We start from the raw sequence: 14,632 nt of genomic DNA, 5'->3' as shown, positions 1-14,632 counted from the left end.
AAAGCTATTTTTTTTCAACGGGCTTTTATCTAAGTCAGAAAATAGTAACTTTGCATGAGAAATCATTAAAATGAGAAAATTCCTTATCCTTATTGCCGTATTTAGCTTGGTGCTAACGGAGGCTCAGAGGCGCCAGGTGCAGCGTGCCACCGTGGCTTTTATGAACGTGGAAAATTTATGGGATACCATTGCTTCGGCCGATTATATCGACGGAACGCTTCCCATAGGACACCGGAATTTCCACCGCAGTGTCCCCATCGATTCGCTCAAGTATTTGGAGGTTACCGAAGATTACGCCGGCCCTTGGAACGACTCGCTCTTGGTTGGCAAAAAAGTGATTCGTCATCAGGTTCTTGCCGACGATTTCACTCCAAAAAGCGCTAAAAACTACAGCGGAAAAGTCTATAACCATAAATTGGAAACCCTCTCCAAAGTCATTTCGGAACTGGGCAGACAATACACCAACAGCCTTCCGACAATCGTAGGGCTTATTGAGGTGGAAAACCGCCAAGTCATCGAGGATCTAATCAAGAAATCTGCTCTTGCCAACGGGAATTATGGCATTATTCACTACAATTCCTACGATGCCCGGGGAATTGACGTAGCGCTGATTTATCAAAAACACCGTTTTTTGCCTACCCATTCGTACAAAAAAGAAATCGTAATGTTCGATGACGAAGGCAAACGCTCCTACACTCGGGACATTTTAATCGCAGAAGGACTTTTGGACGGCGAAAAAATTGCGGTTTTCATGAACCACTGGCCTTCCCGAAGTGGAGGCGAAGCCCGTTCGGCCGCTCGTCGTAATGCGGCTGCCGTAGCCCTGAAGCAAGAAATGGATAAAATAAGAGAAAAAGACCCCTCGGTTAAACTTTTTGCCATGGGCGACTTCAACGACGATCCCGTAAGCCCCAGTTTAAGACGTCATTTAGGCGCTGTAGGAACCGAAAAGGAACTCTCTGACCAATCGCCCTATTTGAACCTAATGACCAAATTATACCGCGCCGGTATCGCTTCTTTGGCCTATCGGGACGCTCCGAACCTTTTCGACCAAATCATCGTATCGAAAAACCTGATTTCTTCCGAACCGCTTTCCAAACAATACAGCATTTACAAAGCGGAAATTTATGCCCCCGATTATATGATAAACCGCGAAGGGCAGTTCAAAGGGTATCCCAAGCGTTCATGGAACTTTGATTCCTACACCGGAGGATACAGCGACCACTTTCCTGCAGTATCCGTGATTCAAAGGGAAGCTCCTTCAAGAAATTAATTTTCATTCAATAAAAACAAAAAGAGACCGAAATTTCGGTCTCTTTTTTATGCTCTATGCATTCATTCTGTCGGGATAGTTTCCCAAATCTGCATCAACAACCTGAATCAACAAACCCTAATAATCTCTCGCCATTTAAAAAAATCTTTTACAGAAGCATCCGTTTGGCTTTTCTGACCCCCTCGGTCAAAACATCAATCTCCTCCAACGTATTGTAAACCGCAAAGCTGGCCCGTACCGTACCCGCAATATTGAAAAAGTCCATAATCGGCTGCGTACAATGGTGCCCCGTTCTGACCGCGATCCCCATTTTGTCCAAAATCATGCCGGCATCGGAAGCAATTCCCGCCCCCTCAATGGTAAAAGACACTACGCCGGTTCTCGGGGCTTTTTCGGCATAAATCTTCAGTCCCCCAATTTCCGAAAGTTGCTTTTGAGCTTTAGCAAGCAAGGCTTCTTCATGTTCCTGAATAAAGGAATGACCAACCGATTCAATAAAGTCCACTGCCGCCCCTAAAGCAATGTTTCCGCCCACATTCGGAGTCCCTGCCTCCAAGCGGAAGGGAAGAGCAGCATAAGTCGTTTTCTCAAAAGAACAAGTATGAATCATTTCTCCACCACCATGAAACGGATGAATCTTTTCCAAAACCGCTTCCTTCCCATACAATATCCCCGTTCCCATAGGAGCGTACATCTTATGCCCCGAGAACACGAAAAAATCGCAATCCATGGACTGAACATCGATTTTGAAATGAGGAACCGACTGAGCCCCGTCAATCACAACCCAAGCCGAGGAAAGCCGGCGCGTCATGGCTATAATCTCCTCAATAGGATTAATCACCCCCAAAGCATTAGAAACCTGATTGACAGACACTATTTTGGTTTTTTCATTCAGAATCTTCTCCAAAAAATCCAATTGCAACACCCCGTTTCCGTCCATCGGAATCACCCGAAGCACTGCACCAGTTCTCTCGCAAAGCATCTGCCAAGGCACAATGTTGGAATGATGTTCCAAGTGAGAAACAATAATCTCGTCCCCCTCGCTAATGAGAGGCGTTAAAGCATAAGCAATAAGATTAATCCCCTCTGTCGTTCCCTTCGTAAAAATAACCTCATGATCGTGTCGAGCACCAATGAACCGCTGCACCTTCTTCCGGGCAGCCTCCATCTGTTCGGTAGCAATTTGGCTAAGTGTATGAATCCCCCGATGGACATTCGCATTGCTCTCCAAATAATAATTCCGGAGCGCATCAATCACGCCTAGCGGTTTTTGGGAGGTCGCCGCATTATCCAAATACACCAAAGGATGCCCGTTCACTTTTTGATCCAAAATGGGAAACTGGCTGCGGATTGCTTTTATATCGATCATGATTTTGCCTTTAGAAAAAGGCAAATTTACGGAAATATTTTTGGTGCTTTCCTCACTCCCTGCCAATAAAAAAACGCCCCGCTTCAGGCAGGACGTTTACTTGGTGAAGTGGGTGGTACAGGATTCGAACCAGTGACCTCTGCGATGTCAACGCAACGCTCTAAACCAACTGAGCTAACCACCCCCAAGGAAAATAAAAAAAATCTCAGAATTTTCTGAGATTTTGTGGGTCCTGAGGGATTCGAACCCCCGACCCTCTGGGTGTAAACCAGATGCTCTGAACCAACTGAGCTAAGAACCCTTGTTTTTGGTGTTGCAAATATACGACGATTTTTTATTCCTGCAAATTTTTTTCTAAAAATTTTCCTACAACAAAGTTACTTCCGCCCACAAAAATCATTTCTTTTTTTGTAACAATCTGTTTTACATATAAATACGCTGATTGCTCATCTTCAAAAATTTTATAATTAATTTTCATTTTTTTCAGCTCCTCTTCATACTCCGAAGGATGCCGGCCACGTTCAACCGATGGTTTTACAAAATAATAAGCCGCATTTTTCGGCAATAAAGGTAAAATAGACCCCACATCCTTATCATTGACAAACCCCAAAATCATATGTTTGAATAAATCCATCGACTCGAGTTGAGAAAAAACTTCCTCCAAACCAGCCCGGTTATGCCCCGTATCGCAAATCACCAAAGGATCCTCCGAAAAACGATACCACCGGCCTATAAATCCCGTATTTCGTCCCACGTTTTTCAGGCCTTCTTCAATATTTTGATTTGAAATGCCTACCCCTTGATTCTTCAGTTCTTCAACGAGCCCCAAAACCACTTTGATATTGTTAATTTGGTAACGACCTTCAAGATCAGAAGAGTAGGAGGGAGCCCCTATGGAAGCGTCCACATATTTCGTTTCTTTGGATTGTGCCACTTCTTTAATGATTTCTTTTACCCTTTCGTTTTGATCACCACACACCACCGGTACCCCTGGTTTGATAATTCCTGCCTTTTCCCGAGCAATGGCCTCAACGGTATCCCCCAAAATGGACGTATGATCTAAAGACACGTTGGTAATGGCACTAACTCTCGGTAAAATGATATTGGTGGAATCCAACCGCCCGCCTAATCCCACTTCGATAATGGCAAAATCCACCTGCTGCCGAAAGAAATAGTCAAACGCCATGATCGTAGTGTATTCAAAAAAAGAAGGTCGGATAGTCTCGGGAAGCGTCTTGAGCTTTCGGATAAAATCGTAAACGAAAACCTTATCGGCTTTCTTGCCATTCACTTTGACTCTTTCGGTAAAATCGACTAAATGGGGCGAGTTATAAACCCCAACTTTATAGCCCGCTTCCTGAAGCACGGAAGCCAACATATTACTGGTTGAACCCTTGCCGTTGGTCCCTGCAATATGAATGGTCTGAATTTGCTCCTGGGGATTGCCAAAATGCTTGCATAATGCACGGATGTTATCCAACCCCGGTTTATAAGCTTTCTGCCCTTGAATTTGATAATTCGGTGCTTGAACAAAGAGCCAATCCAAAGCTTCTTGATAGTCTTTCTCGGTCATGATGCAAAATTGGATAAAAGATTGGAGATTCCGAAGAAAAAACAATCAAAATCCAACTTTAATCCTTAAAAACTTAAACAAAACACAAAAGTAAACAATACAAAATATTATAAATCAAATAATTAAAACAAATGTTTCACGTGAAAAATAAAAATAAATTCTTTTCCTGCCCGTTTATTTTCAAATATTTATTACCTTTAAAGTAGCTAATTATTTTAATCCAAAAAAATGAAAACATCTGTAATTTCGGCAATTGCGCTTACGCTGGCCTTAGCTTCCTGCACCACCACAAAAACTTATACCATTGCTGCTAAAAGCGGAACCCAAACCCAAGGGACGGCCAAGTTCACCCAAAAAGGTAATACCGTCGAATTGGATATGAACGTTTATAACCTTACTCCCAACAGCCTTCATGCCTCGCACATCCACGAATTTGGCGATTGTTCTTCAGCAGACGGAACCTCCGCCGGCGGCCATTGGAATCCCACCAACGAAAAACATGGAAAATGGGCTTCCCACGAACATCACGCCGGTGACTTGGGTAACCTGAAAGCCGATGAAAAAGGAACCGCAAGAATGGTCATGAAAACCGATAAATGGTGCATTGGCTGTAAAGATGAAACTAAAAACATCATCGGAAAATCCATCATCATCCATGCCAAAGCAGACGATTTCAAAACCCAACCCACCGGTAATGCAGGCGGAAGAATCGGTTGCGTGGAAATCAAATAAAATTTTGCATCCGCTATGAGAAAATAAACTCCGAATTCATTTTCGGAGTTTTCCTATTGAAAAAAATTAAATTTTATATTGCCCGTACCCAAACTAAAGGCCAGCATCGAAACTCTCGAAAGCATCCTCCAAATGAGTAATGGTATACTTTCCTTCCGACTCCAAAATTACCGATACAATATCGAATCGCACTTCTTTGTCCATTTGATGGGCCGCCATAAAAGCATCGGCAGCACCCACCAGGCGTTTTATTTTTTTCCGATTCACCGCCTCTTCCGGTCGGGTAGGAGTCTTTGAAGCTCTCGCCTTGACCTCAATCACAACAACCAAATCTTTGAATTCGGCTATCAAATCGATTTCTGCTTTTTGGTATCTGTAATTTCGGGCCAGTATCCGATACCCTTTCGACTCCAAAAATACAACGGTCGTTTCTTCCGCCCAACGCCCGAAATCGTTATGTTCCGCCATCAGATTTAATTTTCAAAGGACAAAATAGACTCTCCATCCACTTTTAGGCGAGTTTTAGCCCCGATGACCAACGGACGGTTATCGAAAATATGCCCATTGGGAAAACCAAATAGCACAGGAAAATCATACTGTTTAATGCGTTCGGCAATGATTTGGTAAGCAAAATCGTCAAAACTAGCCTCGTACTGTTCGTTATCGCCTTCTTTACCCATGTTGGTCATTCCGCCGATCACCAATCCTTTGATTTTTCGGAATACTCCGGCCAGTTCTAAAGCCATGAGCATCCGATCCAAAGCATAAAAAGGCTCTCCTATCTCCTCAATGAACAAAATTTTATCCTTGAAATCGAACGAATAAGCCGTTCCGAGCAACGCATAAATCAAAGCCAAGTTACCGCCCACCAAAATGCCCTCAGCTTGCCCCTTGCGATTCAGCGGATGCGCCTGCAAAGTATAGATTGGGCGTCCGCCCTCCAATACCTCAAAAATCCCCTCGTAAGCCTGAGAACAAACCCCAAATGAAGCCGTTTTTAGTGTTTGGCCATGAATCGACGAAAATCCTCTCTTCAAAAGAAGAGCCTGTATGACAGTATTATCCGAATACCCGATATACCATTTCGGTTTTTTGCGGTAGCCACCAAGACGCAAATGTTTTAGAAGATGCTGGCAGCCATACCCCCCTCTGGAAGCCCAAACCGCCGAAATTTCCTCGTCGTTGAGCGCCCAGTTCATATCACTCAACCGCTGTTTTTCCGTACCCGCATAGTTATAACCGTTGGCATAACGCGTATAAAGATGTTTTCCCAACACCGGAACATAACCCCGAGCTTCTATTTGGGCAATACCTCTATCCAAATCCCCTTCGGACAAAGCTCCTGCAGGCGATACGATTGCGATTTTATCGCCTTTTTTTAATTTTTCGGGATGGGTTATATGTTTTGTCATTGATTTTGTTTTTTGGGGATTTTTACCTCTTGTTTTTCGGCCTCTTCCAACCGTTTGTCAAACTGATTAAATTTCTTGAAACTTTGGGAAAATATGAAAAAACTGAACAAAATAAGAACCACCCCCACCGAACGCCGAATGAAATTAGCCACATTCTGAGTGATTCGCTTATGAAACTGCTTTGCCAAAATGATTTTAAGCAAATCCACACCCAAATACGTTAGAATTACCACCCCGATATACAACAGAAAGTCTTCCGTCTCAGGGTATTGGTTCCGAACGGAAATCACCGTTACCAACCAAAATAAAATAACCCCCACATTAAGCAAATTGAAAAGAAACCCGTTAACAAACGTTTTAAAGTAACTCTGAGAAAACAATTTTTGCTCCTTGGGAAGGTTCATCTTGGTTTTGGTAAGCATCATAAAAATACCGTACATAAAGACAATAAAAGCCGTTATGCGATAAAAACCAGGGTATTGGTCAATAAGATGAACAATATCGCCACTGGCAAAATAAGCCGCCGCAATGCACAGCACGTCCGCCATAATCACTCCCAAATCCAAAGCAAGAGCATGCCGCGAACCCCGAATAAAACTGGTTTCTATCAGAAGGAAAAAAATCGGCCCGATAAACACCAAACTCAACATCAATCCCAAAGCAACGGCAGAAAGGATAAGTTCTATCATTTAATTCAAAATAAATAATCCCCCACAAAGTTAAAAGAAAAGCATTATTCCACAATCTTGAAGTCCAACTGCTTCTGAATAAGATTGGCCTTCATTACTTTGATTTTTACGGTATCCCCCAACTGAAACTGCTTTCCGTGACGTGTTCCGAATACCGCATGATTTTTAGCATCGTAAAGGTAACTGTCATCGGTAAGATCCCGAAGTTTAATGAGTCCCTCGGCACCGTTTTCGGGAATTTCCACCCAAAAACCAAATTCGGCCACGCCGGAAATTACTCCTTCAAAGATTTCACCAATATGCTTATCCATAAATTTAACCTGCATATACTTGATACTGTCCCTCTCCGCATCGGAAGCCAGCCTCTCCATCGCCGAGCAATGTTTGGATTGTTCTTCCACTTCCGCCTTATTGGGAGATTTTCCCCCGTCAAGGTAGTGCTGAAGCAAACGGTGGGCTATCAAGTCGGGATACCTTCGTATAGGCGAGGTAAAATGCGAATAATATTCAAACCCCAATCCGTAATGCCCGATAGGATCCGTGGAATACACCGCCTTACTCATCGAACGCATCGCAAGGGTTTCAATCATGTTTTCTTCCCCTTTCCCCTTTACATCTTTCAATAATTTATTGATGCTTTGGGTGGTATTTTTGGTATTGGAAATGTTCATTTTATAACCAAAAGTGCCTACGAATTCTTTGAGAGACTCCAATTTTGCCGGATCGGGATCGTCGTGCACCCGATAGATAAACGTATTTTGAGTCGGCTCCGACTTGCGTCCCAAAGACACATATTCCGACACTTTACGGTTGGCCAAAAGCATGAATTCTTCAATCAAGTGATTCGAATCCTTACTGATTTTGAAATAAACCCCTATAGGGTCATTATTTTCGTCCAAATTAAAACGCACCTCGCTACGGTCAAACGTAATTGCTCCATTTTTTATCCGTTCGTCCCTGAGAATTTTTGCCAAACGATCCAATACCAAAATTTCCTCGGCCAAATCGCCTTCACCGCTTTCAATGCGTTCTTGGGCTTCCTCATAGGTAAATCGTCTGTCCGAATGGGTTACCGTACGGCCAAACCATTGTTTCAGAATACGGGCTTTTTCGTCCATTTCGAAAACAGCCGAAAAAGTGTATTTGTCTTCGTTCGGCCTGAGCGAACAAACCCCGTTACTAAGCACCTCGGGCAGCATCGGAACCACGCGGTCTACCAAATAAACCGACGTAGCACGCTGATAAGCCTCCTCATCCAGAAGCGTCCCCGGCCGCACATAGTGCGAAACATCGGCAATGTGCACCCCGATTTCCCAGTTTCCGTTATCCAATTTCCGTAAAGAGAGGGCATCGTCGAAATCTTTAGCGTCTTTAGGGTCGATGGTGAAGGTAAGCGTTTGGCGCATATCCCAACGCTTGGCAACTTCTTCCTCTCTTATTTCGCGGTCAATGGCATCGGCTTCTTTTTCCACCTCTTCAGGAAAATGGTAAGGCAGGCCGTATTCGGCAAGAATCGAATGAATTTCGGTTTCGTGCTCTCCCGGAGTTCCCAAAACCTGGAGAATTTCGCCTTCCGGATTTTTCTCGCCGGCTTTCCAATCCTGCATCTTAACCACCACTTTATCACCGTGTGTCGCACCGTTAAAATTCTCCTTCCTAACAAAAATGTCGGTATTAATCACTTTACGGTCGCAAACCACAAAACCGAAATCCTTGTGACGGATATAATCCAAAGTGCCCACAAATTCGGTTTTGTTTCTTTCGATCACTTCCAAAACGGAACCTTCCATCCGTCTTCCCTTATAGTGGTATGTAACGATAAGAACCTTATCGCCCTGCAAAGCATCCTTCACGTTTTTGGAATGAATGAAGATATCTTCTTCCAGCCCTTCCACATCCACATAAGCGTTTCCGTTTTGGCTGAAGTCAATAATTCCCGTAAGAGTGCCCTTGATCTCCAAATTAATAATGTATTTGCCCTTTTCCACCTCCTTGATGCGGTCTTCGGCCAAAAGACGATGAATCGACTGGATTACCAACTCCCTCTGTCTGGGATTCTTATGATCGACACCGTCCGCAATTTGTTTGTAATTGTAGATTTTATCCGATTGGCCATTCATGAAAGCCAGAATTTTCCTTCCTAACTCTTGCAGTTTATGGTTGTTTTTTTGGGATATAAATTTTGATTTTTTTGCCATAATAATAAGTTATAAATAATAATAAGTTACAGAGAACCCGCTTTCGTTCCGCTTGTTAAAACGAACCATAGAGAAAACGCCCCTGCAGAGAGAAGTAAAATCCGAAAGACTAAATGCAGGAAATTTTACGAACACGGTTCTCGTGTCTACCTCCTTCAAAATCCGTGCTAAGAAATTTTTTGACGATGTCCAAAGCCAATTCCTTCGAAATAAAACGAGCCGGAATAGCCACCATATTACAATCGTTGTGCGCCCTTGCCAAAACCGCCAATTCGGGCATCCAGCATAATGCACAGCGCACGCCTTGGTGTTTATTGGCCGAAAGTTGTACGCCTTGGCCACTGCCACAGATCAACAAGCCTTTTTCATTTTCTCCTTTTTCCACGGATGCCGCGGCGGGATGAACGAAATCGGGATAATCCACCGAATCCAGCGAATGCGTCCCATAGTCGGTAATTTCGTAATAGGGAGAAAGCTGTTCCTTCAGAAATTCTTTGTACTCGAAGCCGGCATGGTCGCAGGCAATAGCCAGTTTTTTCATAAGATTTAGAGCTAGTATTTCCACAAAAATAGCATTATTACGCATAGAAACCGAATTATCCCCAATGGAATTCCGTGGAAATAAAATTTTAGGACAAGGTAATCCTCTGAAAATGAAAGCTAAAACTTATGTGTTAAATTTTTATTATTCTATTTATCAGTTACTTGCATTTACCAACACCCTGATGTGAATAATAATCATAATCCCTGTGGAAAACTTTAAGAAAAATAAACTTTCCCGATTGAAATAAAATTCATAATACACAATCACCAAGAAAATGCCATCTTGTATTTCAACTTTCTTTTAGGGTTAAAATCCTTAGTTTCTCCATAAAGAAATTATCCCTAAACTAGCGGTAATATTAATTATCCACAAATGTGAATAAAAAGTGTTTTATAATGATTAATAGAAAATTATACTGTGTATAACTCTCTTGATAACCTCCCTATAAACCGGTAAGAATATCCCCCGAAAAGTTATCCCCAAAATTCACAATACATAACAACAACCTACATTTATTTTTTATTTAAAAAACAAAAAGATGTTAATGAGTATTGTTAGGAGGCGGTGTGGAAATTTGCCGGAAAAAGTTCATAGGAATCCCACGCGAAAATGCTAAATTTGTGTCAGGATCTAACAAACTCAGAATAGTATTATGAAAACAATCAAAGATTTTGATTTCAAGGACAAAAAAGCGTTGGTCAGAGTGGATTTTAACGTCCCTCAAAGTGCCGACTTCAAAGTAACGGATAATACGAGAATTGTGGCAGCCAAACCCACAATTGATAAAATACTCGGAGACGGGGGTTCGGTGATTCTCATGACGCATTTGGGACGACCAAAAGGAAAGGTAAGTGAAGAGTTTTCGCTGAAAAATATTGTTCCGGAGATTGAAAAAGTACTTGGAAAGGAAGTGAAGTTTTGTGCCGACTGCATTGGGGAAGAGGCTTCCAAAATGGCTTCCGAGTTGAAACCCGGTGAAATTCTTCTCTTGGAGAATCTTAGGTTCTATGAGCAGGAAGAAAAAGGGGATGAGGCTTTTGCGGAAAAACTGGCTGCTCATGGGGACGCCTATGTGAATGATGCTTTTGGTACAGCCCATCGTAAGCATGCTTCCACGGCGGTTATTGCTCAATTTTTTCCTTCAACTAAATTTTTCGGTCTTTTGATGGCCAAAGAGTTGGAAGCGATTGATAAAGTGCTTCATTCGGGGGAAAAACCGGTATTGGCTATTTTAGGAGGATCTAAAGTTTCGACTAAGATTACCATTATAGAGAATATTTTGCCTGCGGTGGATCATCTCATCATTGGCGGAGGGATGTCTTTTACTTTCATTAAGGCTCTTGGTGGAAATGTTGGAAATTCCATCGTAGAAGAAGATAAGATGGATCTTGCTTTAGACATACTGCAGAAAGCCAAGGAGAAAAACGTGAAAGTTTACCTTCCCGTGGATGCCGTAGCAGCGGATAATTTCAGCAATGATGCCGAAAAGCAGGTGGTGGATATTTATGATATTCCGGAAGGTTGGATGGGGCTGGATGCAGGCGAACGCTCCCGCAAGATTTTTAACGATGTGATTATGAATTCTCGTACGATTTTGTGGAATGGTCCTATCGGCGTGTTTGAGATGCCTTCGTTTGCTGATGGAACGAAAGCTCTTGGAGACAGTATTGCCGAGGCGACAAAATTAGGAGCTTTTTCTCTTGTAGGGGGAGGCGACAGTGTGGCATTCGTGAAACAAAACGATTATACGGATAAGGTCTCTTATGTTTCTACGGGAGGCGGAGCGATGCTGGAAAGTTTGGAAGGTTTAGAACTTCCAGGTGTAGCGGCAATCAATAAATAACATTTTTTGCAAGTAGAAATTAAAAATCGACCTTTGAATTTTCAAAGGTCGATTTTTTTATTGGAAAGAAGAAGAACCTTATTTTTGCTCCAAATTCATTTTTTCCTGAAAAAAGTCAAAAAAATGGCTTTCAGAAATGGCTTAAAAATCGAATAACTATTTTTTTTCGATAATATATATCAAACTTGAAAATTCTCCGTTTTTTGATGCTTTAAAATTAGAAATTGCTCCAATGATCCCTCCTTTGAGCCAAAAAAGAGGATTTTTTTTGTATTTTTCGCTGAGAATGGAAATATAAAACGAATCGAGTAGGAGAGGTTTTATTTTTTTGAGCGTCCAGTTTTTTTCTTCTAAAAATCGTTGCATTCCTTTTTTTGAAAAGTGATACAAATGACGGGGAACATCGTAGGCTGCCCAATGGGATTGGTAATGACGGGCATCAAAGGACGTGTAATTGGGAACTGCTATGATTAGTATCCCTTTGTCTACGAGTTTGTTACGAAATTTATCAAGTATATCATCTTGATTTTCAATATGTTCAAAAACGTGCCATAGGGTAATGACTTCCAAACTTTGATCTTTGATTTGATCAATATTTTCTATTATTTTTGTTTTTTCTGTCTTTTTTGCAGCAGCTGCTCGTGCCTTTTCGTTGGGTTCAAAACCATAGGTTTCAAAATCATTCTCAATGAATTTGACAAATTCGCCCGCACCACATCCGTAATCGAGGACTCTTGCGTTTTTGAAGGTTATTGCTGAGACGATGTTTCGTTTGTAATTCAGATTAAAAGATTGGGCAAATTTGTATAGTTTTTCTTTCCATCCTCCGTTATCTTGATGATGCGAGATATAGGCTTTGCTTTCATAATACGAAGCCAGATTCTCGGGAATGGGATGAGTTTTTAGAACCCCCGAAATAGAGGTTTCTTGAAGTTCAAACGTTTCTTGAGATAAAAAATGATCTTTTATTTTCATGCAGTTTACGGATTATAAATCCATTGTTTCACGTGAAACAATTTGAAATTATCGACCTAAATAAATTAACAATACATTGATGTCGGCAGGCGATACCCCGCTGATTCTTGAGGCTTGGGCTATGGTTTTCGGTTTGATTTGATTGAATTTTTGTTTGGCTTCTGCTGATAGTGAAGACACTTGGCTGAAATCAAAATCCTCAGGAATACGGATGTTTTCCATACGTTGAAGTTTTGCGACGTTTTCTCTTTCTTTGTCGATATAGCCTTTGTATTTTATATTGATTTCGGCTTGTTCTCTAACTTCTTCGCTATAATTTGAACTGGTATTTCGTATTTCTTCGATGTTTTCTAAAAGCTCCAATTTCATATTGGGTCGAGTAAGAATTTGGGAAGCACGGTAAGCTTGATCCACCGGAGAAGAATTAATGCTTTCCAGTATTGGATTGATTTGCTTAGGTTTAAGCGAGGTTTCCCGAAGGAAAGCTTCCAGTTTGCTGCTTTGTTCGATTTTATCTTCTACTTTTCTTAAACGGTCTTCTTTAGCCAGTCCTAGATGATAGGATTTTTCGGTCAAACGAATATCGGCATTATCCTGACGAAGTAGAAGTCGGTATTCGGCTCTGGAGGTAAACATACGGTAAGGTTCTTCTGTACCTTTTGTAATCAGGTCGTCGATGAGTACGCCGATATAGGCTTCGTCTCTTTTTAGGATGAATTCTTCTTTACTGTGAACCTTATTATGTGCATTAATCCCTGCAATAAGACCTTGTCCGGCAGCTTCTTCATAGCCTGTGGTACCGTTAATTTGCCCCGCAAAATAGAGGTTTTCGATCAATTTGGTTTCCAAGGTATGATGGAGTTGGGTGGGCGGGAAATAATCGTATTCTATGGCGTATCCGGGACGGAAAACTTTTACCTTTTCAAAGCCGGGAATATGTCTCATAGCCTTGATTTGAATTTCTTCCGGAAGAGAAGAACTAAAACCGTTAACGTAGATTTCGACGGTATGCCATCCTTCGGGTTCAACAAAAAGTTGATGCCTGGTTCGTTCAGCAAAACGATTGATTTTATCCTCAATGCTCGGGCAGTAACGAGGACCCAAACTTTGGATTGTTCCGTTGAACATTGGGCTTCGGTCGAAACCTTCACGAAGAATTTCATGCACGGTTTCGTTGGTGTAAACAATATGACAACTCCTTTGTTTTGTGAGTTTGGAACTGCTCATATAAGAAAAAGTACCCGGATTTTCATCGCCTTTTTGTTCTTCCATCTTACTGTAATCCAAGCTTCTTCCATCTACACGTGGTGGGGTACCTGTTTTCATTCGTCCCGACTGAAAACCTAATTCTTCCAATTGTTCGGTGATGCCGAAAGCTCGGGGTTCTCCCATTCGTCCTCCGCCGAGTTGTTTTTCGCCCACGTGGATTAATCCGTTGAGGAAGGTTCCGTTGGTTAAAACGACGGATTTACCTTTTATTTTAATGCCTAAAGAGGTGATAACTCCTACGGCTTTTCCATTCTCGATGATTAATTGTTTTACCATGTCTTGGAAAAAATCCAAGTTTGGTGTTTGTTCCAAAGCCAGGCGCCATTGTTCGGCAAAGAGCATGCGGTCATTTTGGGTTCTTGGCGACCACATTGCAGGACCTTTCGAGAGATTGAGCATTTTGAATTGAATGGCAGATTTATCGGCAATAATTCCCGAATAACCGCCCATGGCATCTATTTCTCTTACTATTTGCCCTTTGGCAATACCACCCATAGCTGGATTACAGCTCATCTGTCCGATGGTTTGCATATTCATGGTAATCAAGAGGGTTTTTGAACCCAAATTAGCAGCGGCAGCGGCGGCTTCACAACCGGCGTGTCCGGCACCTACCACGATTACATCGTATATTTCGTCAATCATTATTTTTTATTTTTTTTCTATGTTTCACGTGAAACATAGGTGTAGTTATTCGTATAATTCCATTCACCCCGATTAGAAATTTTATTTCCGAAGTAAGCTTAAAGCGGTTTTAA

12 protein-coding genes and 2 tRNA genes are annotated in these 14,632 nt (G+C 41.9%); 3 read left to right on the top strand and 11 right to left on the bottom strand.

The annotated features are described in order from the left end of the window. Nucleotides 1-70: 70 nt before the first annotated feature. Nucleotides 71-1,273 (top strand): endonuclease/exonuclease/phosphatase family protein, encoded by a 1,203-nt coding sequence (locus VQ048_RS02235; protein WP_327610051.1) that lies wholly within the window; start codon nucleotides 71-73, stop codon nucleotides 1,271-1,273. Nucleotides 1,274-1,421: 148 nt separating this feature from the next. Here the strand turns inward: VQ048_RS02235 and VQ048_RS02230 are convergent, their stop codons facing one another. From VQ048_RS02230 to VQ048_RS02215, 4 genes are all read right to left on the bottom strand, one after another. Beyond that, complete coding sequence (locus tag VQ048_RS02230; RefSeq protein WP_327610050.1) at nucleotides 1,422-2,642, bottom strand: aminotransferase class V-fold PLP-dependent enzyme; 1,221 nt, start codon at nucleotides 2,640-2,642, stop codon at nucleotides 1,422-1,424. A 109-nt stretch (nucleotides 2,643-2,751) separates the two neighbouring features. Beyond that, nucleotides 2,752-2,826: transfer RNA gene (locus tag VQ048_RS02225), tRNA-Val, on the bottom strand. A gap of 42 nt (nucleotides 2,827-2,868) precedes the next feature. Continuing rightward, nucleotides 2,869-2,943 (bottom strand) — tRNA-Val (locus VQ048_RS02220). Nucleotides 2,944-2,976: 33 nt separating this feature from the next. After that, on the bottom strand, nucleotides 2,977-4,215 hold the full coding sequence (locus VQ048_RS02215) for a bifunctional folylpolyglutamate synthase/dihydrofolate synthase (protein ID WP_327610049.1): 1,239 nt from the start codon (nucleotides 4,213-4,215) through the stop codon (nucleotides 2,977-2,979). Nucleotides 4,216-4,443: 228 nt separating this feature from the next. Between VQ048_RS02215 and VQ048_RS02210 the strand changes: the two genes are divergently transcribed. Next, complete coding sequence (locus VQ048_RS02210) at nucleotides 4,444-4,947, top strand: superoxide dismutase family protein (RefSeq protein WP_327610048.1); 504 nt, start codon at nucleotides 4,444-4,446, stop codon at nucleotides 4,945-4,947. 93 nt (nucleotides 4,948-5,040) lie between these two features. Here VQ048_RS02210 and VQ048_RS02205 read toward each other — a convergent pair whose 3' ends face one another. The 5 genes from VQ048_RS02205 to VQ048_RS02185 form a co-directional block, all read right to left on the bottom strand. Then, complete coding sequence (locus tag VQ048_RS02205; protein WP_327610047.1) at nucleotides 5,041-5,415, bottom strand: YraN family protein; 375 nt, start codon at nucleotides 5,413-5,415, stop codon at nucleotides 5,041-5,043. Nucleotides 5,416-5,420: 5 nt separating this feature from the next. Then, nucleotides 5,421-6,359 (bottom strand): S66 peptidase family protein, encoded by a 939-nt coding sequence (locus VQ048_RS02200; protein WP_327610046.1) that lies wholly within the window; start codon nucleotides 6,357-6,359, stop codon nucleotides 5,421-5,423. After that, nucleotides 6,356-7,048, bottom strand: a complete 693-nt coding sequence (locus tag VQ048_RS02195) for a LysE family translocator (protein ID WP_327610045.1) — start codon at nucleotides 7,046-7,048, stop codon at nucleotides 6,356-6,358. Before VQ048_RS02195 ends, VQ048_RS02200 begins: the two co-directional genes overlap by 4 nt. A 44-nt stretch (nucleotides 7,049-7,092) precedes the next feature. Continuing rightward, on the bottom strand, nucleotides 7,093-9,246 hold the full coding sequence (gene rnr, locus VQ048_RS02190) for a ribonuclease R (protein ID WP_327610044.1): 2,154 nt from the start codon (nucleotides 9,244-9,246) through the stop codon (nucleotides 7,093-7,095). Nucleotides 9,247-9,355: 109 nt separating this feature from the next. Then, nucleotides 9,356-9,787 (bottom strand): RpiB/LacA/LacB family sugar-phosphate isomerase, encoded by a 432-nt coding sequence (locus tag VQ048_RS02185; protein ID WP_327610043.1) that lies wholly within the window; start codon nucleotides 9,785-9,787, stop codon nucleotides 9,356-9,358. 655 nt (nucleotides 9,788-10,442) lie between these two features. Between VQ048_RS02185 and VQ048_RS02180 the strand changes: the two genes are divergently transcribed. Continuing rightward, nucleotides 10,443-11,633 (top strand): phosphoglycerate kinase, encoded by a 1,191-nt coding sequence (locus tag VQ048_RS02180; RefSeq protein ID WP_327610042.1) that lies wholly within the window; start codon nucleotides 10,443-10,445, stop codon nucleotides 11,631-11,633. Between the two features lie 156 nt (nucleotides 11,634-11,789). Here VQ048_RS02180 and VQ048_RS02175 read toward each other — a convergent pair whose 3' ends face one another. Beyond that, nucleotides 11,790-12,608, bottom strand: a complete 819-nt coding sequence (locus VQ048_RS02175) for a class I SAM-dependent methyltransferase (protein ID WP_327610041.1) — start codon at nucleotides 12,606-12,608, stop codon at nucleotides 11,790-11,792. Between the two features lie 48 nt (nucleotides 12,609-12,656). Then, on the bottom strand, nucleotides 12,657-14,519 hold the full coding sequence (gene mnmG, locus VQ048_RS02170; RefSeq protein WP_327610040.1) for a tRNA uridine-5-carboxymethylaminomethyl(34) synthesis enzyme MnmG: 1,863 nt from the start codon (nucleotides 14,517-14,519) through the stop codon (nucleotides 12,657-12,659). Nucleotides 14,520-14,632: the final 113 nt, after the last annotated feature.

The organism is Bergeyella anatis, assembly GCF_036016955.1.
Classification (GTDB): domain Bacteria; phylum Bacteroidota; class Bacteroidia; order Flavobacteriales; family Weeksellaceae; genus JAYWXI01.
This window is presented reverse-complemented; position numbering and strand designations above follow the sequence as displayed.

What these genes read in the sequence shown, in the direction of transcription:
- VQ048_RS02235 (WP_327610051.1), top strand. Translation starts at nt 71, where the DNA reads ATGAGAAAATTCCTTATCCTTATTGCCGTATTTAGCTTGGTGCTAACG.
- VQ048_RS02230 (WP_327610050.1), bottom strand. Translation starts at nt 2,642, where the DNA reads ATGATCGATATAAAAGCAATCCGCAGCCAGTTTCCCATTTTGGATCAA.
- VQ048_RS02215 (WP_327610049.1), bottom strand. Translation starts at nt 4,215, where the DNA reads ATGACCGAGAAAGACTATCAAGAAGCTTTGGATTGGCTCTTTGTTCAA.
- VQ048_RS02210 (WP_327610048.1), top strand. Translation starts at nt 4,444, where the DNA reads ATGAAAACATCTGTAATTTCGGCAATTGCGCTTACGCTGGCCTTAGCT.
- VQ048_RS02205 (WP_327610047.1), bottom strand. Translation starts at nt 5,415, where the DNA reads ATGGCGGAACATAACGATTTCGGGCGTTGGGCGGAAGAAACGACCGTT.
- VQ048_RS02200 (WP_327610046.1), bottom strand. Translation starts at nt 6,359, where the DNA reads ATGACAAAACATATAACCCATCCCGAAAAATTAAAAAAAGGCGATAAA.
- VQ048_RS02195 (WP_327610045.1), bottom strand. Translation starts at nt 7,048, where the DNA reads ATGATAGAACTTATCCTTTCTGCCGTTGCTTTGGGATTGATGTTGAGT.
- rnr (WP_327610044.1), bottom strand. Translation starts at nt 9,246, where the DNA reads ATGGCAAAAAAATCAAAATTTATATCCCAAAAAAACAACCATAAACTG.
- VQ048_RS02185 (WP_327610043.1), bottom strand. Translation starts at nt 9,787, where the DNA reads ATGAAAAAACTGGCTATTGCCTGCGACCATGCCGGCTTCGAGTACAAA.
- VQ048_RS02180 (WP_327610042.1), top strand. Translation starts at nt 10,443, where the DNA reads ATGAAAACAATCAAAGATTTTGATTTCAAGGACAAAAAAGCGTTGGTC.
- VQ048_RS02175 (WP_327610041.1), bottom strand. Translation starts at nt 12,608, where the DNA reads ATGAAAATAAAAGATCATTTTTTATCTCAAGAAACGTTTGAACTTCAA.
- mnmG (WP_327610040.1), bottom strand. Translation starts at nt 14,519, where the DNA reads ATGATTGACGAAATATACGATGTAATCGTGGTAGGTGCCGGACACGCC.